The sequence below is a fragment of the Brevibacterium sp. GP-SGM9 genome, from assembly GCF_047300845.1.
In the GTDB taxonomy this organism is placed as follows: domain Bacteria; phylum Actinomycetota; class Actinomycetes; order Actinomycetales; family Brevibacteriaceae; genus Brevibacterium.
This window is the reverse complement of the sequence record NZ_CP178563.1, coordinates 223,970-245,932: the sequence shown is the minus strand read 5'-3', so window position 1 is coordinate 245,932 and position 21,963 is coordinate 223,970. Positions and strand designations below refer to the sequence as shown.

Annotated in this window: 21 protein-coding genes and 4 tRNA genes; 3 read left to right on the top strand and 22 right to left on the bottom strand. The window is 65.5% G+C overall.

All coding sequences use genetic code 11. The annotated features are described in order from the left end of the window. Nucleotides 1–44: 44 nt before the first annotated feature. The 14 genes from ACH82I_RS01025 to ACH82I_RS00960 all read right to left on the bottom strand — a co-directional run bounded on the left by ACH82I_RS01025 (nt 45) and on the right by ACH82I_RS00960 (nt 11,273). Entirely contained in the window at nt 45–659 is a 615-nt protein-coding gene (locus ACH82I_RS01025) for a preprotein translocase subunit YajC (protein ID WP_413334904.1), read from the bottom strand. An 81-nt stretch (nt 660–740) separates the two neighbouring features. Beyond that, a complete protein-coding gene (gene ruvB, locus ACH82I_RS01020) occupies nt 741–1,784 on the bottom strand; it encodes a Holliday junction branch migration DNA helicase RuvB (protein WP_413336789.1) in 1,044 nt (347 codons plus the stop codon). A gap of 59 nt (nt 1,785–1,843) precedes the next feature. Then, entirely contained in the window at nt 1,844–2,440 is a 597-nt protein-coding gene (gene ruvA / locus ACH82I_RS01015) for a Holliday junction branch migration protein RuvA (RefSeq protein WP_413334902.1), read from the bottom strand. Between the two features lie 88 nt (nt 2,441–2,528). Continuing rightward, complete coding sequence (gene ruvC, locus ACH82I_RS01010) at nt 2,529–3,125, bottom strand: crossover junction endodeoxyribonuclease RuvC (protein ID WP_230744172.1); 597 nt, start codon at nt 3,123–3,125, stop codon at nt 2,529–2,531. Beyond that, on the bottom strand, nt 3,125–3,877 hold the full coding sequence (locus ACH82I_RS01005) for a YebC/PmpR family DNA-binding transcriptional regulator (protein ID WP_230744173.1): 753 nt from the start codon (nt 3,875–3,877) through the stop codon (nt 3,125–3,127). Before ACH82I_RS01005 ends, ruvC begins: the two co-directional genes overlap by 1 nt. Before the next feature lie 58 nt (nt 3,878–3,935). Further along, nucleotides 3,936–4,415, bottom strand: a complete 480-nt coding sequence (locus ACH82I_RS01000) for an NUDIX hydrolase (protein ID WP_413334900.1) — start codon at nt 4,413–4,415, stop codon at nt 3,936–3,938. Nucleotides 4,416–4,597: 182 nt separating this feature from the next. Beyond that, on the bottom strand, nt 4,598–6,580 hold the full coding sequence (locus tag ACH82I_RS00995) for an alpha/beta hydrolase family protein (RefSeq protein ID WP_413334898.1): 1,983 nt from the start codon (nt 6,578–6,580) through the stop codon (nt 4,598–4,600). After that, a complete protein-coding gene (locus ACH82I_RS00990) occupies nt 6,577–7,185 on the bottom strand; it encodes an HIT family protein (protein WP_413334896.1) in 609 nt (202 codons plus the stop codon). The genes ACH82I_RS00995 and ACH82I_RS00990 overlap by 4 nt, the downstream gene beginning before the upstream one ends. After that, nucleotides 7,182–9,188 (bottom strand): threonine--tRNA ligase, encoded by a 2,007-nt coding sequence (thrS, locus tag ACH82I_RS00985; protein ID WP_413334894.1) that lies wholly within the window; start codon nt 9,186–9,188, stop codon nt 7,182–7,184. Before thrS ends, ACH82I_RS00990 begins: the two co-directional genes overlap by 4 nt. A 179-nt stretch (nt 9,189–9,367) precedes the next feature. Beyond that, nucleotides 9,368–10,681, bottom strand: coding sequence for a DUF4190 domain-containing protein (locus ACH82I_RS00980; protein WP_413334892.1), 1,314 nt, complete (start codon nt 10,679–10,681; stop codon nt 9,368–9,370). A gap of 209 nt (nt 10,682–10,890) precedes the next feature. Next, nucleotides 10,891–10,962 (bottom strand) — tRNA-Val (locus ACH82I_RS00975). 36 nt (nt 10,963–10,998) lie between these two features. Further along, nucleotides 10,999–11,070: transfer RNA gene (locus tag ACH82I_RS00970), tRNA-Val, on the bottom strand. A gap of 33 nt (nt 11,071–11,103) precedes the next feature. Further along, nucleotides 11,104–11,174 (bottom strand) — tRNA-Cys (locus tag ACH82I_RS00965). A 26-nt stretch (nt 11,175–11,200) separates the two neighbouring features. Then, nucleotides 11,201–11,273 (bottom strand) — tRNA-Gly (locus tag ACH82I_RS00960). 136 nt (nt 11,274–11,409) lie between these two features. On the opposite strand from ACH82I_RS00960, the gene ACH82I_RS00955 reads away from it, so the two are divergent. Further along, the gene (locus tag ACH82I_RS00955; protein ID WP_413334890.1) at nt 11,410–11,886 is read left to right on the top strand and encodes a PGPGW domain-containing protein; all 477 of its coding nucleotides are present in this window, start codon (nt 11,410–11,412) and stop codon (nt 11,884–11,886) included. Between the two features lie 70 nt (nt 11,887–11,956). Here the strand turns inward: ACH82I_RS00955 and zapE are convergent, their stop codons facing one another. From zapE to hrcA, 8 genes are all read right to left on the bottom strand, one after another. Then, on the bottom strand, nt 11,957–12,970 hold the full coding sequence (gene zapE / locus ACH82I_RS00950) for a cell division protein ZapE (RefSeq protein WP_413334888.1): 1,014 nt from the start codon (nt 12,968–12,970) through the stop codon (nt 11,957–11,959). A gap of 147 nt (nt 12,971–13,117) precedes the next feature. Next, the gene (gene era, locus ACH82I_RS00945) at nt 13,118–14,053 is read right to left on the bottom strand and encodes a GTPase Era (protein ID WP_230744181.1); all 936 of its coding nucleotides are present in this window, start codon (nt 14,051–14,053) and stop codon (nt 13,118–13,120) included. 1 nt (nt 14,054) lies between these two features. Further along, nucleotides 14,055–15,308: a hemolysin family protein gene (locus tag ACH82I_RS00940; RefSeq protein WP_413334886.1), complete on the bottom strand. Its 1,254-nt coding sequence runs from the start codon at nt 15,306–15,308 to the stop codon at nt 14,055–14,057. Between the two features lie 3 nt (nt 15,309–15,311). Continuing rightward, entirely contained in the window at nt 15,312–15,800 is a 489-nt protein-coding gene (gene ybeY / locus ACH82I_RS00935) for an rRNA maturation RNase YbeY (protein ID WP_230744183.1), read from the bottom strand. Continuing rightward, nucleotides 15,797–16,798: a PhoH family protein gene (locus ACH82I_RS00930; protein WP_413334884.1), complete on the bottom strand. Its 1,002-nt coding sequence runs from the start codon at nt 16,796–16,798 to the stop codon at nt 15,797–15,799. Before ACH82I_RS00930 ends, ybeY begins: the two co-directional genes overlap by 4 nt. 97 nt (nt 16,799–16,895) lie before the next feature. Beyond that, nucleotides 16,896–17,651 carry a 16S rRNA (uracil(1498)-N(3))-methyltransferase gene (locus ACH82I_RS00925; RefSeq protein WP_413334882.1) on the bottom strand — a complete coding sequence of 252 codons (756 nt, stop codon included), beginning with the start codon at nt 17,649–17,651 and terminating at the stop codon, nt 16,896–16,898. Continuing rightward, nucleotides 17,648–18,766: a molecular chaperone DnaJ gene (gene dnaJ, locus ACH82I_RS00920; RefSeq protein ID WP_230744186.1), complete on the bottom strand. Its 1,119-nt coding sequence runs from the start codon at nt 18,764–18,766 to the stop codon at nt 17,648–17,650. The genes ACH82I_RS00925 and dnaJ overlap by 4 nt, the downstream gene beginning before the upstream one ends. 97 nt (nt 18,767–18,863) lie before the next feature. Further along, a complete protein-coding gene (gene hrcA, locus ACH82I_RS00915; RefSeq protein WP_413334881.1) occupies nt 18,864–19,931 on the bottom strand; it encodes a heat-inducible transcriptional repressor HrcA in 1,068 nt (355 codons plus the stop codon). A gap of 198 nt (nt 19,932–20,129) precedes the next feature. On the opposite strand from hrcA, the gene ACH82I_RS00910 reads away from it, so the two are divergent. Further along, nucleotides 20,130–20,996, top strand: a complete 867-nt coding sequence (locus tag ACH82I_RS00910; protein ID WP_413334879.1) for a DUF3097 domain-containing protein — start codon at nt 20,130–20,132, stop codon at nt 20,994–20,996. Nucleotides 20,997–21,146: 150 nt separating this feature from the next. Continuing rightward, nucleotides 21,147–21,890 (top strand): DUF4870 domain-containing protein, encoded by a 744-nt coding sequence (locus tag ACH82I_RS00905; RefSeq protein WP_230744189.1) that lies wholly within the window; start codon nt 21,147–21,149, stop codon nt 21,888–21,890. Nucleotides 21,891–21,963: the final 73 nt, after the last annotated feature.

Sequence of the window (21,963 nt, the reverse complement as noted above, 5' to 3'; positions counted from 1 at the left end):
GTGCAGAGTGCGGCCAGAAGTGAGCGAAGTCAGTTCTGTCTGACTCAGTTCTTCTTGTCGGTGTCGGTGGAATCCGAGCCCTCGGCATCGACATCGTCGGCGTCGAGCACATCCGAATCACTGTCCGCGGGATTCGTCGAAGAAGTCTCTGAGTCCGTGCCTGCCTTGAGCTCTGTGTCGGCGTCGAGCTCTGTGTCGGCCTTGACGGCAGGATCGCTCGTGTCGGCGGCTTCGGCCTTCAGGTCGTCGGTCTCGCTCAGGCTCTCGTCGTCGGCGGTGCCTTCGGCCCGCTTCCGCTCGTTCATGGCGTCGAGTTCGGCATCGGTGATGGCCGGAGACTCGGCCTCGGCATCGGTGGGCTCCGCAGCATCGGCGGCGGGAGCGTCGACCGGCGCGACATCGGTCTGCGGGTTGTCGATCTGACCGATCGCCTGGCGGTGGACGCGCAGGATGGTGCCCGGTCCGGATTCGATGGTGACCTGGTTGCTCTCTTCGTCGATGGAGAGCACGGTGCCGAAGACACCGAAGGTCGTCATCACTGTGGCACCCGGTACGAGACCGGTTTTGATCTGTTCCGCACGCGCCTTCTGCTTACGCCGAGAGTTGAACAGGAAAAAGATGAGCAACGCAGCAAGCGCGAGAGGGATCAGCAAATCCACAAGTATCTACCTTTCATAAGTACGAACCAGTCCACTAGCTTAGTTCGTCCTCAGTACCCATGGCGAACTCAACCGCCGGGATCAGAACTCATAGTTTGCTGGGATCTGCATTCCCAGGTGCTTCCAGGCCGCCGAGGTGGCGACGCGGCCGCGTGGTGTGCGGCTGATCAGGCCCTCCCGCACGAGGTAGGGTTCGGAGACGGTTTCGACCGTATCGGCCTCTTCGCCGACCGACACGGCGAGCGTCCCCAGGCCCACCGGTCCCCCGCCGAAGCGCTTGCACAGCACTTCGAGAACCGAGCGATCGAGGCGATCGAGACCGAGGGCGTCCACTTCGTAGACTTCGAGCGCGTTGACCGCGGCGTCGTGATCGATGATGCCGCTGCCGCGCACCTGCGCCCAGTCCCGGACCCGGCGCAGCAGACGGTTGGCGATGCGCGGGGTGCCGCGTGAACGGGTGGAGATCTCTTGCAGGCCCGCCAGCTCCGCTTCGATGCCGAGCATCTGCGCCGAGCGTCGCAGCACGGTGAGCAGATCGGCACTCGAGTAGAAGTCGAGGAGACCGGTGAAGCCGAAGCGGTCGCGCAGCGGTGCGGGCAGCAGCCCCGAGCGGGTGGTCGCCCCGACCATCGTGAAGGACGGAAGGTCGAGGGGGATCGCCGTGGCTCCCGGGCCCTTGCCGACGATCACGTCGACGCGGAAGTCCTCCATGGCCACGTAGAGCATCTCTTCGGCGGCCCGGGCCATGCGGTGGATCTCGTCGATGAAGAGCACCTCGCCCTCCTCGAGGGAGGAGAGGATCGCGGCGAGGTCACCGGCGTGCTGGACCGCCGGCCCCGAGGTGACGCGAAGGCTCGACTGCATCTCATGCGCAATGATCATGGCCAGGGTCGTCTTGCCCAGTCCGGGAGGGCCGGAGAGGAGGACGTGGTCGGGAGCCTTGCTGCGGGCCTTCGCCGCGTCGAGGACCAGGGAGAGCTGCTCCCTGACCTGCGGCTGGCCGATGAAGTCCTTGAGTCCCTTCGGGCGCAGGGCGGCTTCTGCATCGCGTTCGGCGGTCTCGGCACGGCCGGAGACCAGACGATCCTGTTCGGCGCCGGTAAGACCCTGGTCGCCGAAGTCCATCTCATAGGATCCGGGATCGGTCTCGTCTGTCGCCCGGTCTGCGTCGAAGGACGGATCGGTCATTTCCTGGCACCGAGCACTTTGAGTGAGGCCTTGAGCAGCACCGAGGTCCCGGCATCGGCCCCGAGGTCCTTGACCACCTCGGCGACGACATCGGCGGCCTGGGCCTCTTTCCACCCGAGGCCGACGAGGGCATCGATGACCTGCTGATTGCTGCCGCCGAAGGACAGCTGCGGTCCGGGTGTCGAGCCGGCGAGCTTGGGCAGTTTGTTCTCGAGTTCGAGGATGATCCGGGAGGCGCCCTTCTTGCCGATGCCCGGGACTCGGGTCAATGCGGTGGCGTCCTTGTTCGAGATCGCCGAGGCGAGCTCTTCGGGTCCCATCACGGAGACGATGGCCATGGCCAGGCGCGGTCCGATCCCCGAGATCGAGAGGAGCACCTCGAAGGTGTGGTTCTCGTCCTCGGTGCCGAAGCCGAAGAGGATCATGGAATCCTCACGCACGACCAGCGTCGTGACGAGGTCGATGTCCGCGCCGTGGCGGGTCGACGCCAGAGTGTCCGGGGTGACGTGGACCTTGCGTCCCACACCATAGGTGAGAACGACGAGGTGGTCAGCTGCGATGCGGTGGACCGTACCGCTGAGGAAACTGATCACGACCAGCCTTTCGAGTGGGAACACTTGTACGAATCCAGGTTAGCAGGAGGCCCCCACGGCACCTGTCCGCGACACGAGTCTGCGCCCGCTACTTCGTCTTGCGCATGGCCTCTGCCCACTGCTGCTGAGCTTTGGTCAGACCGGACCCCTGGCGTCCTCCGGACTTGCGCTCGGTCAGGTCCTTGTTCGCTCCCGGCGTCGATTGGGCGCTCAGGGCGCCTCGCCAGGAATGGCAGATCGCGATCGCCAACGCATCGGCGGCGTCCGCGGGCTTCGGCGGCGCTTCGAGCCCGAGGATCCTGGTGACCATGTTCGTCACCTGCTTCTTGCCCGCCCGCCCGGAGCCGGTGATCGCGGCTTTGACCTCGGAGGGCGTGTGCATCGCCACCGGCAGTCCGCGTCGGGCGGCCAGGCCCATCGTTAGGCCCGAGGCCTGAGCGGTGCCCATGATGGTGGACACGTCGTTGCGGGCGAAGACGCGTTCGATGGCCACCATGTCGGGACGGTACTCATCGAGCCAGGAGTCGAACGCCTCGGCGATGGCCCCGAGGCGCAGGTCCACTGAATCCGCGGACGGAGTGCGCAGCACGTCGACGGCCACCATCCGGGCCTTCCGCGCGGGCAGGGTGTCGATGACACCCAGCCCGCAGCGGGTCAGGCCGGGGTCGACGCCGAGGATCCGCATCAGGCGTCGAGTTCGGCGAGAACCTCATCGCTGACATCGGCATTCGAGTACACGTTCTGCACTTCGTCGCTGTCTTCGAGCGCATCGATGAGGTTGAAGACCTTGCGTGCGGTCTCCGCGTCGAGTCCGACCTCGAGCTCGGGGACGAAGGAGGCCTCCGCCGAGTCGTAGTCGATGCCGGCTTCGACGAGAGCGGTGCGGACGTCGACGAGGTCGGTGGCCTCGCAGATGATCTCGAACTTCTCGCCCTCGTCCTTGACCTCTTCGGCTCCCGCGTCGAGCGTCGCCAGGAGGATTGCATCCTCATCGGTGCCCTCGGCGGGAACCTCGATGACGCCCTTGCGGTTGAAGTTGTAGGTCACGGAACCGGGATCGGCCATCGAACCGCCGTTGCGGGTGACCGCCACGCGGACCTCTGAGGCGGCACGGTTGCGGTTGTCGGTGAGGCACTCGATGAGCAGCGCCACACCGCCGGCGGCATAGCCTTCGTACATGATCGTCTCGTAGTTGACCGCGGAACCGTCGAGGCCGCCGCCGCGCTTGACCGCGCGGGTGATGTTGTCGGCCGGGACCGAGTTCTTCTTGGCTTTCTGGATCGCATCGAACAGCGTCGGATTGCCCTCGGGATCAGGTCCACCGTTGCGTGCGGCAACCTCGATGTTCTTGATCAGCTTGGCAAACAGCTTGCCGCGCTTGGCATCGATGGCAGCTTTCTTGTGTTTAGTCGTTGCCCATTTGGAATGACCTGACACTGGTGTTCCTTCCTCTAGTTGCAGCCTTTCAAGTCTATACGCTCAAGGTCCGCGGCCCTCAATCGATGACAAGCGGGACCTCGGGCACCGCGCCCGTGGTCGCCAGCTCGATGAGGCTGAGCAGATCCTTCGGATAGATCGTCTCCGTCGTCGACAGCAGCTCGTCCCTGGTCCACCAGCGGAACTCGAGCAGACTGCGCTTCTCGATGTCGGTCCACACTGCGTCCTCGAGTTCGATGTCCTCGGAGGTCCGGAACGCGAAGTAGGTCTCGTGCTGGCGCAGCTTCTTCTCCGTGAACTCGAAGACCTCGTCACGGGTCGCCAAGGGGCCGATGAGTTCGCCGGGTTCGCATTCGAGTCCCGTCTCCTCCGCGAGCTCGCGGGCCGCGGTCTGCGCGGCCGACTCGCCCATCTCGGAACCTCCGCCGCAGGTCATCCACCATTGGTGGGTGGGGGTGAGCAGATCCTGGGCTCGAATCAGAAGGACCTCGTCGCGCTCATTGAGTAATACGACCCGTGAGGCTTTACGAGGTTTCATGGTTCTCCAGGAGTTGGCGGCGAGGCGACGTAGTGTTCTGCAGAATAGTGATGCCGTGGGGTTTCGGCAACAGCGATTTCGGAGACGAGAGAACGATAGCGGGAAGTCTCGTTCCCACCAAGTCGGAAGCCGAAATGCGGGGTCGGGTGATCGCCGAAGAGGCGGTGGTGCAGCTCATGATCTCAGCCGACAGTCGCTGCGGAGTCGGAATCCGAGTTCAGATGCTGGTCCCACCAGTCGAGGATCGCCTCGAACCGCTGGCGGCGATGTCGGGGCTGTCCGGCCCGGGAGAGCTCATGGTTCTCCCCCGGGAAGATCAGCAGTTCGGTGTCGACTCCGGACCGCTGCAGGGCGGCGTAGTACTGCTGGGCCTGTTCGAGCGGACAGCGGAAGTCGAGTTCGGAGTGCATGACCAGGCTGGGTGTGCGGACCTGCCCGGCATGGGCCAAGGGCGACTGCCGGGCGATGGCCGTCCTCTCACGTGTTGTGTACTCCTCGGTGAAGAAGCGTCCGATGTCGGAGGTGCCAACGAAGCTGTCGGGATCGAGGTACCCGCGTTCGACGATGGCGGCGCGGAACCGATGATCGTGTGCGGTGATCATCGCCGTGAGGTAGCCGCCGTACGATCCGCCCTGCACGCCGAGGCGGCTGCCGTCGAGATCGGCATCCTCACTCAGCGCATGGTCGAGCACGGCGAGGACATCGGCCATCGCCGGATCCGCCATGTTCCCCTGCACCGCGGTCCCCCAGCTGCGCGTCCGCCCGCCGGAGCCGCGCGGGTTCGCGTAGACGACGGCGTAGCCGGCCGAGGTGAGCACCTGGGTCTCATCGAACCAGCCGTGGGTGTATTGGGCGAAGGGTCCGCCGTGGATGTTGAGGATGACCGGGAACGGCCCCTGCCCGGACGGCTTGGCCAGCCATCCGGTGATGGTTCCGTCTTCGCCTTCGACGCGCAGCACCTGGGGAAGCACGGAGTTCGCCGGTGCGGGGTGTTCCAGGATGCTGCTCGCACCGCCTGGGGCGGCCGGTCCGCTCAGCGGCACACTTCCGAGCACGGCTTGGCTGCCCGGGGTGGCTGCGGTGAAGATCACGGTCTCGGCCGAGGCGTCGAAGCCGTTGACCACGGTGATCTCATCGGTGAGGAAATCGAGTTCGTCCAGGCCCGCCTCGGCGGCGCAGAGGTCGATCCTGGCCAGCCGGGAGGCTCCGTCGGTGTCGACGACGGCCAGCACGAACTGGGCACCGTCGGCATCTGCCACCACCCGCGGACGGATCGAGGCGATGGCCACGGTCTCCGGGTCCGTCAGGCGTCGGGTCGTCCCCGTGCTCACCTGATGGAGGTAGAGCCCGGGCATCTGTCCGACGAAGTCGAGTGCGTCCCGGCTCAGATCGTTGGCCACGAGCAGCACGGAGTCGTCATCGATCCACCGGTGCAGGTTCACGCTCAGTCGCGGCAGGTCCAGCGCTCGCGCCTCGTCGACGCCGAGCAGCCACACCGTCGACCGCAGATCGGGTTCGCCCTGGTCGGGTGCCGCCGCGGAGATCACGCTCGCCCAGTGGCCGCCGGTCGAGAACTGGGGGTCGTGCACGTCCGATTCGGGGGTCGAGAGCAGAGTCGAGAGCGGAACCTCGGCGCTGCCGGAGACTCCGGCCTTGCCGAGCCCCGGTTCCACGAGATCGACGAGGAACGCCCGCGCCGGACGGTCTTTGGTGTAGCCGAGGCCGTTGCTCAGATAGGCCGCAGAGCGGATGCGTCGCGGTGCCTCCTCGGTGGCTGGAATGTTCTCGTCCTCGCCGTAGCGGCCGGGTTCGGCGACGCGGGCGACGTAGAGCGCCCGTGCGCCTTCGTCATCGATGGCGAATTCGGACACGCCGAGGTGGTTGTCGGTGATCCGGTGTGCGGCCTCGAGGCTGGGGCCGGCGAAGAGCTGCGGGGCTTCCTTCTTCGCGGCGCTGAGGTACCCCGACCAGTTCGGGTGCACCTGTGCCGCCGAGTCATGCCAGTTGTGAGTCAGCCGCGTCGACCGGTCCTCGGTGAGTGCGAACAGCTGGGAGAGGTAGCTGTTCGACTCGAGGTCGGGACGGGTGATCGTGATGACCGCCTCATCCCCGCGCTGCAGCGGGGACGAGTATTCGGCCAATGTGTCGAGATCTTCGGGGTTCATCGATTCCATTCCTTCGACAGCGCCGCCTGCACCTCACTGTGCACCTGCGGCAGCGCCTTGGTCTCCGCCACGATCGGCAGGAAGTTGGCATCCCCGCCCCACCGCGGCACGATGTGCTGATGTAGGTGGGCGGCGATTCCGGCACCGGCGACCGGTCCCTGGTTCATGCCCAGATTGAAGCCGTGAGGGTTCGAGACCGCACGGATGACCCGCATCGCCTTCTGCGTGAAGTGGGCGAGCTCGACCGTTTCGGCTTCGCTCAGCTCCGTGTAGTCAGCGACGTGGCGATAGGGGCAGATGAGCAGGTGACCGGGGTTGTACGGGTAGAGGTTGAGCACCGCGTACACGGTCTCGCCCCGGGCGACGATGAGTCCCTCCGCATCGGATTTCGAGGGCGCCGTGCAGAACGGGCATTCGTCTGCGCTGGAGTCCTTCGGCTTGTCCTGTCCGCCGATGTAGACCATCCGGTGCGGGGTCCACAGGCGTTGGAAGCCGTCGGGTTCGCCCGGGAAGCCGGCCGCCGCCTCCGGTTCGGCAATCCCCTCGCCGAGGTGGTCCTCCCCCGGGGCCGGCGGTCCGGTTCCGCTGTCGACGCCCTCGGTCATACCTGGGCCTTGGTGTCGATGGATTCGAGGATCCGTCGCACCGCCTCGGCGACGGGCACGCCGTTGTCCTGCTCTCCGCTGCGGAAGCGGAAGGACACCGCACCGGCGTCACGGTCCTCTCCCCCGGCGATGAGGACGAAGGGGACCTTCGACTTCGAGGCGTTGCGGATCTTCTTCGGGAACCGGTCGTCGCTGTCGTCGATCTCGACGCGGACGCCGGCGGCGCGCAGCTCGGCGGCGACCTCGGCGAGGTAGTCGTTGAACTCCTCGGCCACCGGGATGCAGGTGACCTGCACGGGAGCCAGCCACACGGGGAACGCTCCGGCGTAGTGCTCGGTGAGCACGCCGAGGAAGCGTTCGATGGATCCGAACTTCGCGGAGTGGATCATCACCGGCTGCTGGCGGGAGCCGTCGGCAGCGACGTATTCGAGGCCGAAGCGCTCGGGCTGGTTGAAGTCGAGCTGGACGGTCGACATCTGCCAGGTCCGGCCGATGGCGTCGCGCGCCTGGACGGAGATCTTCGGTCCGTAGAAGGCGGCGCCGCCCGGGTCAGGGACGAGTTCGAGTCCGGTCTCCTCGGCGACCTCTTCGAGGACTCTCGTCGCCTCTTCCCACTGTTCGTCCGAGCCGATGAACTTATCGGCCTTCTTTCCGTCCTCGTCTCGGGTGGAGAGTTCGAGGTAGAAGTCGTCGAGGCCGAAGTCGCGCAGCAGGCTGAGCACGAAGTTCAGCAGGTGGCGGATCTCCTTCCCGGCGTCCTCCTGGGCGACATAGGAGTGCGAGTCGTCCTGGGTCAGGGCGCGGACGCGGGTGAGGCCGTGGATGACTCCGGAGGCCTCGTCGCGGTAGACGGTGCCGAATTCGAAGAGCCGCAGCGGCAGATCACGGTAGGACCGTCCGCGTGAGCGGTAGATGAGGTTGTGCATCGGGCAGTTCATCGCCTTGAGGCGATAGGGGGTGCCCTCCTTGACGATCTCACCGGATTCGTCGCGGACCTCGTCGACGCTCATCGGCGGGAACATGTTCTCGCCGTAGTAGGGCAGGTGGCCCGAGGTGTAGTACAGGGTCTCCTTCGAGATGTGCGGGGTACCGACGTACTCGAAGCCCTCCTCGATGTGGCGGGCGCGGACGTAGTCCTCCATCTCCCGCTTGATGACGCCGCCCTTGGGGTGGAACACGGGCAGTCCGGAGCCGAGCTCCTCGGGGAAGGAGAACAGGTCGAGTTCGGCACCGAGCTTGCGGTGGTCGCGGCGTTCCGCCTCGGCGAGACGGTCCTGGTGGGCCTTGAGGTCCTCTTTCGAGGCCCACGCGGTGCCGTAGACGCGCTGCAGGCTCGCATTCGCCTGGTCGCCGCGCCAGTAGGCCGCCGAGGAGCGGGTGACGGCGAAGCCGTTGCCGATGAGCTTCGTGTTCGGCAGGTGCGGGCCGCGGCAGAGGTCCTGCCACACGACTTCGCCCTTGCGGTCGACGTTCTCATAGACGGTCAGTTCGCCGGCTCCGACCTCGACGGAGGCCGAATCGTCGGATCCTGCGCCTTTGTCACTGATCAATTCGAGCTTGTACGGCTCGTTCGCCATCCGCTCCTTGGCTTCGGACTCGGTGACGACGACGCGGTTGAAGGTCTGGCCGGACTTGACGATCTGGGCGGCCTTCTTCTGGATCGCCTTGAGGTCTTCGGGGGTGAAGGGTTCGGCGACATCGAAGTCGAAGTAGTAGCCGTCGGTGATGTAGGGGCCGATGCCGAGTTTGGCTCCGGGGAACAGGTCCTGCACGGCCTGCGCGGTGACGTGGGCCGCGGAGTGGCGGAGGATGTCGAGTCCGGCGGGAGAGTCGATGGTGATCGGGCTGATCGAGTCTCCGGCGGTGAGTTCACGGCTGAGATCGGCGGGTTCGCCGTTGAGCCAGACGGCAACGACTGTGCGGTCCGTGGAGAAGAGCTCCGTGCCGGTCAGTCCCTGTTTCCAAGGAATGCTCTCGCCCGCGCAGTCAATGCTGTCTGCCACTGATCTTCTCCGTTCGTCTGGGATGAGGACTTCTCGTCCTCCGAGTCTAGTACCAATTCGGTGGTGCCAAATCAGTTGGGTGGCAGTCGTGTGACTGCCACCCAACTGGTGAATTCTACGTGATCTGCGTCCGCTGCGGGTTCACCGGTCTGTGCGACCGTCGGACCCGCATTCGGACATCACTGCTTGCTGAACTCGAAGTCCGTTCCGCTGCCGAGGTCCTTCGAGAGCTTCAGTTCGAGATGCATCCCGTCGACATCGGAGGAGGGGACGCCGAAGGCAAACTCATAAGTCCTCTCCCCCTCGGCGGGAACGGGATCGGCGAAAGCGAGAGAGCCTTTGTACTTCGATCCGTCGAACACGTCCTGATAGTTCGCTGCGTTCCCGTCGCTAGCCGTCAGAGTCGCCAAGGTGAGTTCGACATCGGAGCTAGATGCGTTCTTGATGGTCATCGTGACGATGGCGATCTCACCATTGGACGATTCGGCTCCCGATGCGTACTGGTCGGCGGTTCCGGGGCGCACCTGCACAGCCGCAGTGAGGTCGTCGCCGATGGTGACCTCGCCACCCTCGACGGGCGCGGCCTCTTCGCCCTCAGAATCGCCTGCGCCCTGGCCGGGATCCTGTGCCGGATCGGAGGGATCCTGGGCAGGATCGGACGCGCCCGAGGTCGAGATTCCGGCGGACTTGCTTGCCTCGTCAGAGGCAGCTTTTCCGAGCAAGCCGATTCCGAGGATGAGTGCGACGACGACGATGATCGACAGTAGAACCGAGATGATTCCGAGCACGATGCCGGTGATGCTGAGGCCCTTGTTCGACGCGGTTCCTTTCTTCACCGCGCTCAGGCCGACGAAGCCGAAGACGACTGCGGCCGCGCCGAAGAGGAATCCTGCTCCGAACACGAAGGACAAGAGGATGCCGACGATGCCGCCGATGAGGGCGAGGATGCCCCAGATGTTCTTCGAGGTGTTGCCGCCGGTGCCCGGGGGGAACTGGCCGTACCCGGCGTTGGGATTGGCCGGAGTGAACTGGTCGGATCCGCCGTCTGCGCCGGCGTAGGCCGGCTGCTGACCGTACTGGTTCGCGTCATAGCCCTGAGCATTGGCGTCATAGCCGGGGTTCTGTCCGTACTGGTTCTGGTCGTAGTAGGGGTTCTGTCCGTACTGGTGCTGATCGTGCTGAGCACCACCGTCGTTCTGCTGCCCGTACTGCGGCTGGGAACCGTACTGCTGCTGACCCTGCTGGTCCTGCTGCCCGTACTGGGGAGGCTGTTGCCCGTACTGCGGCTGAGAAGGCTGGGAACCGAAGGACTGATTCTGCTCGTTCGGGGATCCGTACTGCGGTGCCTGGCCACCGGACTGGCCACCGTTCTGGTCGCCGCCGTAGCCGGGCCCGTTGGGCTGCCCGCCGTTCTGACCGTTGGGGTTCTGACCGTTGGGGTTCTGATTGCCCGAGCCGTTGTCCGGCCCGTACGGGTTCTGAGGAGTAGACATGAGTGCTCCGAAGTCTTCGTCGTTGTTTACCGTCACTAGCGTACTAGTTAAAGTGCGGCTTGCCTCATACAGAGGGCGTGGCAGTCCTGTAACATCCCGGTCACACAGCTGCATGGCCGCCTCGTCGATCCCGCTCCGCCAGCTTCGGTTCCTGTGGGGTTCGCCGTGAATGCACGAAGCCCCGAGCATATTGCTCGGGGCTTCTTCTGTGCGCGATACTGGGATCGAACCAGTGACCTCTTCCGTGTCAGGGAAGCGCGCTACCGCTGCGCCAATCGCGCTCTATTCATTTGTTGCACCGGAACACGTGGTCCCTGTGCGCGATACTGGGATCGAACCAGTGACCTCTTCCGTGTGAAGGAAGCGCGCTACCGCTGCGCCAATCGCGCTGATCGACCAACATACCATGTTGGACGGATCCGAGGTGGCGACGGGATTCGAACCCGTGTATACGGCTTTGCAGGCCGCTGCCTCGCCTCTCGGCCACGCCACCGTCAAGGCGGTGCCATGACGCCTCCGAGCGGATGACGGGACTCGAACCCGCGACCCTCACCTTGGCAAGGTGATGCTCTACCAACTGAGCCACATCCGCATTTCTCGCTGCCCGGTTTCCCTGGCAACGAGATATAACTCTATACGCAGCCGGCGGCTGACGCAAAATCGGAAACGGGTGATCGTGGTCACAGGCATCGATCAAGCATTCAGGCTGATCCATTTAAGATGTGTGGGTGGACCAGGAATCCCCGCACAGCCGCCCCAAAGGGTGGCTGTCACGTCATCACAAGCAAGGTACCCGACCGTGGCGCAGGCTGCGGTTGGGCTTCCTGCGCTGGCGCGGCACGGTCATGGCCAATCCCCATACCGCCCGCCTCTATCGCCTCATCGTCGGCGGCCTCGGCACCCTCATCGTGCTCATCGGGCTCGTCCTCGTGCCGCTGCCTGGGCCGGGCTGGCTCATCGTCATCATCGGCCTCTTCGTCATCTCCAGCGAGTTCAACTGGGCGCGCAGGATCCTGCACTTCGTGCGAGTCAACGTCGAGCGCTGGACGCACTGGATCATGGCGCAGCCGATCTGGGTCCGGTGGACCGTCGCGGCCCTCACGGCCGCGTTCGTGGCCGTCATCGTGTGGTGCGTGCTCCGGATCATCGGACTGCCCGATTGGGTGCCCGAGCTCGAAGTCCTCGAGTTCCTCGACCTGCAGTAGTCCGGGAAGACTCACCCGCAGAGAACCGGCCCGGTCAGGTCCATGCCGGAGAGAACCACCCCGAGGAGGACTACTCCGGGGAGGACAGTGCAGTGAGGCGCGACAGGCAGCGCATGTACTTCTTCCGGTAGCCACCGGCCAGCGAATCCTCGGTGAAGACCTTGTCGAGGGCCTGACCGGAGTTGATGATGCGGACGTTGCGATCGTAGAGCCGGTCGACGAGCGCGACGAAGCGCAGCGCCACACTCTCGTTCTCGATCGTGGTGACGTTCTCCCACACGGCTGCGTCGACGCCGTCGACCATGCGGCCGTAGCGTGAGGGATGGACGGTGGAGAGATGCTCGAGCAGCGTCGAGAAGTCGTCGCGGGCGACCACACCGGTGAGCTCGCCGGTAGCGGCATCGAGCTCCTCCGCGGGGACCGGGTCCGCCGGGGCACTCAGCGCCCGGTGACGGTAGTCCTGACCGTCGATGCGATAGACCTCGAACTGATCGGCCAGCGCCTGGATCTCGCGGAGGAAGTCCTGGGCGGCGAAGCGTCCCTCGCCCAGCGATCCGGGCAGGGTGTTCGAGGTGGCGATGATCTTCACTCCGGCATCCGTGAGCTCTCTCATCAGCCGTGACATCAGCACGGTGTCGCCCGGATCGTCGAGTTCGAATTCGTCGACGCAGACGAGCTTCATCTCCGAGAGATCGTCACGGGCACGGGCGAAGCCGAGGGCACCCACCAGGTTCGTGTACTCGACGAAGGTGCCGAAGGTCGCAGGCTTGTCGTTCGCGTGCCACGCCGAGGCCAGCAGGTGGGTCTTGCCCACGCCGTAGCCGCCGTCGAGGTAGACGCCCTTGGGACCCGAGCTGCCCTTCGAGAACAGCTTGCCGAAGAGACCCTTCGACTGGGTCTGCGCGGTGAACTCCTCGAGCTTGTTCCGCGCCTCTGCCTGGGAGGGTTCGGCAGGGTCGGTGCGATAGCTGTCGAAGGAGACGTCTTCGAACTGCGGGGGCGGGACGAGTCCCGCGATGAGCTCTTCGGGTGCGACTTGGGGGGATCGGTCGCTCAGTGCGACCGTGGTCTGCTCGGCATTCACTCGGCCTAGTCTATTGCAGGGCGCTTGCCCCCGATCAACCGCCCGACGTGAGAAGGCGCTCACCTGTGCACGCGGGCACGCGGCACGGACCGCTCAGGATCCGCCGCGAGGCCCGCGAGCCTCGCGAGCCCGATCGGCACCGGCAGGTCAGTTGAAGTCGAAGCCGAGACGGCCGAGCTGCTTCGGGTCCCGCTGCCAGTCCTTGGCGACCTTGACGTGGAGGTCGAGGTAGACCTTCGTTCCCAGCAGCTTCTCGATGCCCCGCCGAGATTCGGAGCCGATCCCCTTGAGGCGGCTTCCGCCCTTGCCGATGATGATCGCCTTCTGGCTGGGACGTTCGACGAACAGGTTGACGTGGATGTTCCACAGCGGGTTGTCCTCGCTGCGACCCTCGCGGGGATACATCTCCTCGACCTGCACGGCCAGGGAGTGGGGCAGCTCGTCGCGGACGCCTTCGAGGGCGGCCTCACGGACGAGTTCGGCGATCATCATCTCCTCGGGCTCGTCGGTGAGCTCGCCGTCCGGGTAGAGCGGCGGGGAGACAGGCAGATGTCCGGCAAGCACGGTGTCGACCGTGTCGACCTGGAAGCCGTCGACGGCGGAGACCGGAACCACATCGGCGAAGTCGGCGAGCTCGCCGACGGCCAGCAGCGCCTCGGCGACCTTGTCCTTCGGCACCCGGTCGACCTTCGTGACCAGGGCGATGATCGGCGTCCTGCCGTCGAGGAGTTCGAGCTGGGAGGCGATGTAGCGGTCCCCCGGCCCGATCGGCTCATCGGCGGGCAGGCAGAAGCCGATCACGTCGACCTCGCTCAGGGTTGCGGCGACGAGGTCGTTGAGTCGGCTGCCGAGCAGGGTGCGGGGTTTGTGCAGGCCCGGGGTGTCGACGAGGATCAGCTGGTGGTCGTCCTTGTGGACGATGCCGCGGATCGTGTGCCGAGTGGTCTGGGGCTTCGCCGAGGTGATCGCCACCTTCTCCCCCACCAGAGCGTTCGTCAGCGTCGACTTGCCCGTGTTCGGTCGGCCCACGAAGCAGGCGAACCCGGCCCGGTAGTCTTCCGGGTAGTCCGTGCGAAAGTCCATCTCAGTCCTCTTCCTGTGTCACCTTGACGTGGGCGATGCGGTGTCGGCGTCCCTGGCCCTCCATCGCTTCGATGCGCAGCCCCGAGATCTTCGCAGTCGACCCGGCGATGGGGACGCGGCCGATGAGTTTGGTCAGCAGTCCGCCGACGCTGTTGACGTCGTCTTCGTCGATCTTGACGTCGAAGTGCTCGGCGAAATCGGAGATCGACATCCGGGTGCTGATGAGGAAGGTGCCGTCGGCTTCCTCGACGAGTTCGTCATCGCTGGAATCGTATTCGTCCTCGATCTCGCCGACGATCTCCTCGACGATGTCTTCGATGGTGACCAGACCCGCCGTGCCCCCGTATTCGTCGACGAGGATCGCCAGATGGGTCGAGTCGAGCTGCATCTGCGAGAGCAGATCGTCGGCGGGCTTCGTCTCCGGGACGAAGAGCACGCTGCGGGCGAGGATGTCGACAGGCCGTTCGGAGTCCTCCGGGTGCAGGTGCAGCCGCCTGGCCACGTCCTTGAGATAGGCAACACCTTGGATGTCGTCGAGGTCCTCCCCGCTGACCGGGATGCGGGAGAACCCTGAGCGGAGGAAGAGGTTCATCACCTTGTGCAGCGGTGTGCCGGAGATGACGGTGACGAGGTCGGTCCGCGGGACCATGACCTCGTTGGCCGTGGTGTCGGAGAGGTTGAACACGGACTGGATCATCTCGCGTTCGCCGTCTTCGATGATGTCGGACTCGCTGGCGCGTTCGACGAGGTCGCGCAGCTGCTCGGAGGTCACGAAGGGTCCGTCCTTGTACACCTTGTCCGGGGTCAGCAGGTTGCCGAGCAGGACGAGGATCTTCGTCACCGGCGTGAGGACGACGAGGACGAGCCTGACCACCCAGCTGAGATTGAGGCTGACGGCCAGGGATCGGCGCCGCCCGATGGTGCGCGGGGAGACTCCGGCGACGACGAAGACCGCCACCGAGGCGGTGAGCACGGTGAGCACGACCATGACGGGGCCGACCGAGTAGATCGAATCGTAGGCCAGGGCGATGAACACCGTGGCCAGGGCCTCGAGGAAGTTGCGGACGAAGATGATGACATTGATGTTCGTGGGCAGATCGGCGAGGATCCGCTCGACCCGCTCCGCCGACTTCTTGCCCTCGTCCTTGGCGTCCTGGACCGCATGATGGGAGACGCTGAGCAGCGCCGCATCCACGGCGGAAAGGGTTGCGGAGACGACGAGGCACAGGGCGGCCCCGAGAAACAACCAGATCACGGCTCAGACCTCGGTGGGAGTGGGGATGTCGGTGCGACCGTCGTAGCGGGCGGCGAAGAACGTCAGCAGCAGATGACGCTGGAGGGCGAACATCTGCTCCCGCTCCTCGGGCTCGCCGTGGTCATAGCCGAGCAGGTGGAGGAATCCGTGGACGGTGAGCAGCAGGATCTCGTCCATCGTCGAATGCCCCGCCTCGGCGGCCTGCTTCTCTGCCACCTCGGGGCAGATGATGATGTCGCCCATCTGACCCTCGGTGGGTGCTTCGGCCCGGCCCTGGCTCAGCTGGTCCATCGGGAAGGACATGACATCGGTCGGTCCTTCGAGGTCCATCCAGGTGACGTGGAGTTCGGCCATCGCGGCCGCCTCGACCATGGTCACGGCGAGTTCGGCACCGGGATGCATATGCAGGGCCTGGCCGAGGTATTCGGTCAGTGCCACGACCTCGTCGAGATCCACCTCGGCGGCGGTCTCGTTCGCGATCTCCGTGTTCACTTCGCACTCCCCCACAGGTCGTAGGCGTCGACGATCTTCGTCACCAGGGAATGCCTGACAACGTCCTTGCTGCCGAGTTCGCAGAACTCGAGGTCCTCGATGCCGGTGAGGATGTCCCGGACCATCTTGAGTCCGCTGCGGGTCTTGCCCGGCAGATCGATCTGGGACACGTCGCCGGTGACGACCATCCGGGATCCGAAGCCGAGGCGGGTGAGGAACATCTTCATCTGCTCACCGGTCGTGTTCTGCGCCTCGTCGAGGATGATGAACGCGTCATTGAGGGTGCGTCCGCGCATGTACGCCAGCGGGGCGACCTCGATCGTGCCGGTCTCGATGAGCAGCGGGATCGATTCGGGGTCGACCATGTCGTGCAGGGCGTCGTAGAGCGGTCGCACATAGGGGTCGATCTTGTCGTTGAGAGTCCCGGGCAGATAGCCGAGGCTCTCGCCGGCTTCCACGGCCGGACGGGTGAGGATGATCCGGGAGACCTCTTTGTGCTGGAGGGCGTTGACGGCCATGGCCATCGCCAGATAGGTCTTGCCGGTGCCCGCCGGTCCGATGCCGAAGGTGATCGTGTGGTTGCGGATGGCCTTGACGTAGTCGTGCTGGCCCATCGTCTTGGGTCGGATCGACTTTCCCCGGGTGGAGAGGATGTTCGTGCCCAGCACCGCCGAGGCGGCCGTGCCCTCGGAGGAGAACGAGGTCACCCGGTCGATCGTCTCCTCGTTGATCCGATGCCCGGAGGCGTGGAGCTTCTTGAGCTCGCCGATCACGGAGACGAAGGCCTCGATGCGGGCGGGGTCGCCGACGGCCTGGACCTGGTTGGCCCTGACATGGATGTCGAGATCGGGGAAGGTCCGCTCGAGCTTGCGCAGGTTCGACTCCCCCGGCCCGAAGAATTCGACGAGGTCGATGGAGTCGGGAATCACGAGACGGACTGTGTCGGACGCGGCCGCCGCCTGTTCCGGTGCGGCCGGGTCTCCGGGTTCGGTGTTCACAGAGTTCGTGTTGCGGGTGGAGGTGTCCAGAATGATCCTTCGCTGATGCGTGCACTCGGCTGAGTGCGGGTGTGTGCTTCCATCGTAGTCCGCTTCCTCACCAACGGCCCAATGAATTCTGGGCCATGACGAGACCGGCGGGTCCGGCCGAGGAGGTCCGCAGGATCGTGGGTCCGAGGAGGACCGGGGCGGCGCCGAAGTTCTCAAGTGCTGCGAGCTCGGCATCGCTGATGCCGCCTTCGGGTCCGATGACGAAGACGATCCGCTCGGGTGTCGTCTCGGCCTCGGCCAGTTCTCTCAGCGCCTGTGAGAGGCTCGCCTCGGCAGTCTCGTGGAGGGCCAACACGGCGTCGGCCTCCGAGAGCGCCGTCACCAGTCCGGTGCCGCGGACCAGGTCGTGCAGGTGCGGGAACCGTGAGCGCCGGGCCTGGAGGGAGGCGGCGTGGAGCAGGTTGTCCCACTTCGCGGCCATCTTCTCCCGCTTCTTCGCAGGCCAGTCGGCGATCGATCGTTCGGCGGCCCAGGGGATGACCTCGTCGACCCCGATCTCCGTGGCCGTTTCGATCGCCTGCAGATCGCGGTCGCCCTTGGCCAGGGCCTGGACGAGGACCAGCCGTGGGCCGCTCGTCTCGTCCCGGGTCACCGCGGTGACGTCAAGTGTCAGTTCGCTCGCCGAGGCGGTCGTGACCGTTCCGCTCGCCCGTGTCCCCCGGCCGTCGACGATGTCGACGGCCTCTCCGGGACCGATCCGGCGGACCCGGACCGCGTGTCCGGCCACGTCCTCACCGAGGGTGAGCACGTGGCCGGGGACCGCCTCGGCGGCCTGCAGGGAATGGAACGTGGGTCGGCTCACCGACCGGCGAACTTCTCACGCATGCGGGAGAACATGCCCCGGTTCTGGGTGGTGATCTGTGCCCGCGGGGTCTCTTCGGCGCGGAGTTCGGCGAGCTTCTCCAGCAGTTCCCGCTGTTCGTCGTCGAGGGCGTCCGGGGTGACGACGTCGACGGTGATGAGCAGATCTCCGCGGGTCTCCGAGCGCAGTCGGGTGGCGCCGAGGCCCGCGAGTTTGACGACGGTGCCCGACTGGGTGCCCGGTTCGATGTTGAGGTCCTGGTTGCCGTCGAAGGTCTCGAAGGGGATCGAGGCGCCGAGGGCAGCCGCCGTCATCGGTACGGTCACCGAGGCGCGGAGGTGGTCTCCATCGCGTTGGAAGACCTCGTGGCGGGCGACCATGACCTCGACGAAGAGGTCGCCGGCGGGGCCGCCGCCGGGGCCGACCTCGCCCTGGCTGCCGAGCTGGATCCGGGTGCCGTCGGAGACGCCGGCGGGGATGCGGATCTTCATGGTCCGCTGTTTGCGGACGCGACCGTCGCCCTGGCAGTTGAGGCAGGGGTTGGGGATGACGGTGCCGAAGCCGTGGCAGGAGTTGCACGTCTGGTTGGTGACCATCTGCCCGAGCAGAGTCCGCGTCATCCGCTGCACGCTGCCCGAACCGTGGCACAGGGTGCAGGTCTCGACGGAGGTGCCCGCCTGAGTGCCGGCACCCGAGCAGGTGTCGCAGACGACCGCGGTGGTGACGTCGAGGTCGACGGTGCCGCCGAAGGCTGCGGTCTTGAGGTCGATGTTGACGCCGACGAGGGCGTCCTTGCCGCGCTGGGTCCGCGGCATCGGGCCACCGGCCTGACCGCCGCCACCGCCGAAGAAGGTTTCGAAGATGTCGCCGAACCCACCGAAGCCGCCGGCGCCGGCGGGGAATCCCTGACCGTTCTCGCCGCCGCCCATGTCGTAGTTGCGACGCTTCTCCGAGTCGGAGAGGACGTCATAGGCCAAAGAGATGGCTTTGAACTCGTCCTCGTGCCCGGGGTTCACATCCGGGTGGTACTTCCGGGCGAGCTTGCGGTAGGACGCCTTGATTTCAGCCGCCGAAGCATCCTTGGACACTCCGAGTGTTTCATAGTGATCGGCCACAGAAACTTCTCTCTCCCTGGTGGTGTGGTTGGTTCGCGTGTGTGGTGCCGGCTGCTGTGTGCGGCAGGTCTGTCATTCTTCCGAACTATCCTCTGAGCTATCCGCGATCGAGGATCGAGGAGACGTACTTCGCGACCGCACGCACGGCCGAGATCGTCGTCGGATAGTCCATTCTCGTCGGTCCGAGGACGGCAAGTCGAGCCGAGGAACCCGCGTCATGACCATATTCGGCGGCCACAACGGATGTCGAACTGAAGGATTCGTGAGTATTCTCACGACCGATGCGCACGCTGATCTCCTCCTGGTCCTCGGCCATCGAGGTGAGCAGGCGCAGCAGCACCACCTGCTCTTCGAAGGCCTCGAGGATCGGGGCCATCTTCTCCCCGAACTCGCTGCCGGAGCGGGCGAGGTTGGCGGTGCCGGCCATGATGATGCGCTCCTCGCGGGTGGCCGCGACGAGATCGACCACGGCCTCTCGGACCTGGGCGAGCACGCTCGGCTCCGCGCCTGCGGCCCCGACTTTGTCGGAATCGGCTGGCGTCGCGGAGGATTCGGCATCGGCTGCGTTCCTCGGCAGACTCCCGTTCATCACCTTCGCGAGCTTCTGCCCGGCGAAGTCGGCGTTGATCCGGTCCCTGATTCCCCTCAGCGCCTCATTGTCTGTGGGCGTCGGGGTGGTCACGGTCCGCTGTTCGACCTGTCCGGCATCGGTGATGAGGACGACGAGGATGCGGGTCGGCCCGAGCCCGACGATCTCGATGTGTTTGATTCTGGCCAGGGACACCGTCGGGTACTGGATCAGCGCCACCTGGTGGGTCAGCCCCGAGAGCACACGAACGGTGCGGTCGAGCATCTCGTCGAGTTCGACATTGCCGTCGATGAGTTTGAAGATGGCGCTGCGCTCGGCGTGGGTCAGCGGCTTGAAGTCATCGATGCGGTCGACAAACATCCGGTAGCCGAGATCGGTCGGGATGCGCCCGGCGGAGGTGTGCGGCTGCGCGATGTAGCCCTCCTGCTCCAGGTGCGCCATGTCATTGCGGATCGTCGCAGGCGAGACGCCGAGCGTGTGTCGCTGGACGATGGCTTTGGATCCGACCGGCTCGTTGGTGGCGACGAAGTCCTCGACGATCGCGCGCAGAACCTGTGCTCGTCGGCTGTCGTTCATCCGTCTCCTCCCCACTCTTGGCACTCGCTGGACCTGAGTGCCAATTCTACGCTTCTTGGGTGCCGATTTCACTTCAGGACCCGCCTCGGCGGCCTTTCGCCGGTGCTCCGGCCAAGCTCTCCCGGGCACGTTCGGCTGGCTTTCCCGGGTGTGCTCGGCAGGTCTTCTCGCACGCACGGTCGTCCTTGATTAGGCTAGGTGCCCGTGAACGCCTTTGATCGCTACGGCCCCGATGTGCTCTCGGGCTCCTCACCCTCCTCGCACCGTCCCAAGAAGTCCCGTCCCGTCGAGCTCGGCCTCGGCATGGTGCTCGAGGACGCCATGAGCGGCTATGTCGGGGCGGTGGTCGGAGCCGAGAAGACCACGGCAGGAGTCGTCGTCAACCTCGAGGATCGGACCGGGAAGGTCAGAGCATTCCCTCTCGGACCGGGGTTCCTGCTCGATGGTCAGCCCGTCGACATCACCCTGCCGCGGAAGAAGAAGTCGAGCTCTTCCGGACGCACCGCCTCGGGCTCACGTGCCGTCAGCGGAGCTCAGGCCAGAGTGGCCCGGGGTTCGCGGATCTGGGTCGAGGGCAAGCACGATGCGGAGCTGGTGGAGAAGATCTGGGGTGATGACCTGCGCATCGAAGGCGTGGTCGTCGAACCCCTCGGCGGCCTCGATGATGTCGCGGACAAGCTCGAGGCGTTCGGCCCCGACAGGGAACATCGGGTGGGTGTGCTCGCCGATCACCTGGTTCCGGGGACGAAGGAGTCGAAGATCGCCGAGGCGGTCCGTGCCGATCCGCGCTACCGCGACGTCGTCCACATCATCGGTCACCCCTATGTCGACATCTGGCAGGCGGTGAAGCCGCATGTGGTCGGAATTCGTCAGTGGCCGACAGTGCCGCGTGGAGAGGACTGGAAGACCGGAATCCTCCGCCGCATCGGATGGCCGCATGCCGATCACCGGGATGTTGCCCGGGGGTGGGTGCGCATCCTCGGGAAGGTGAGCACGATCGCCGATGTCGAGCCCACGCTCTCGGGTCGGGTCGAGGAGCTCATCGACTTCGTCACTGTCGCCTGAGTCGAGTCTGGGTCTGAGTCGGTCGTGACGTCGCCGGGCCGTGTTGCAGAGTTGGCACAGTCTTCGGGGTTTCCTCCCTGCGGCGGCGGGGCCGACTGCGATAGTGTGAAGCCCAGGAAGCCCCTGACCGGAAGCCCCGAAAGGAACAGCATGTCGAACAACCCCGAGCAGCCGAACAACGGCCGCCCCATGCCGCCGAACTACTCCCAGGCCTCTGGTCCCCAACAGCCCTACACTCAGCAGAACCAGAGCGTCTGGTCCCAGCAGCAGTACGGGTCCCAGCAGAGTCAGCCTCAGTATGGCTCCCAGCAGCAGAGCTACGGCTCGCAGCAGCAGAACCCCCAGTCATACGGCGCTCAGCATTCCGGCTACGGCTCCCAGCAGCAGTACAGCCAGCAGCAATACGCCCAGCAGCCCTACGGCGCCGGCGCTCAGTCCTATGGCTACGGTGCTCCACAGGCGGTGAACCCGGCGCTGTTCAACTCTCAGGCGCTGCCGGAGAACGCCTACGGTCCCGGATCTGAGCAGTTCTGGCAGCCCAGCGAGTCCGAGCGGACGACCGTGATGTGGACGCACATCGGAGCCCTGTTCATCGGCTTCCTCCCGCTCATCATGTTCCTCGTCAAGAAGGACGAGTCCCCCTTCGTTCGGGAGCACACCCGTCAGGGTCTCAACGCGTGGATCACGAACGTGATCGCCACCTTCGCAGCCACCTTCGTGCTCGGCATCGTCGGGTTCATCCTCGCCCTGGTCACCTTCGGGATCGGCATCATCGTCATGTACCTCGCATGCCTCATCCCCTTGGTCTATGTCGTCCTCTACATCATCGCCGCGATCGCAGGAAGCAAGGGCGAGGGCTACAAGTTCCCGCTGACCTTCAACTTCGTCAAGTAAACGGCATCGGCGTCGCCGAATAACCGACGCCGATCATACGGTCCGGGCCCGGTCGAATTCCTTCGGCCGGCCC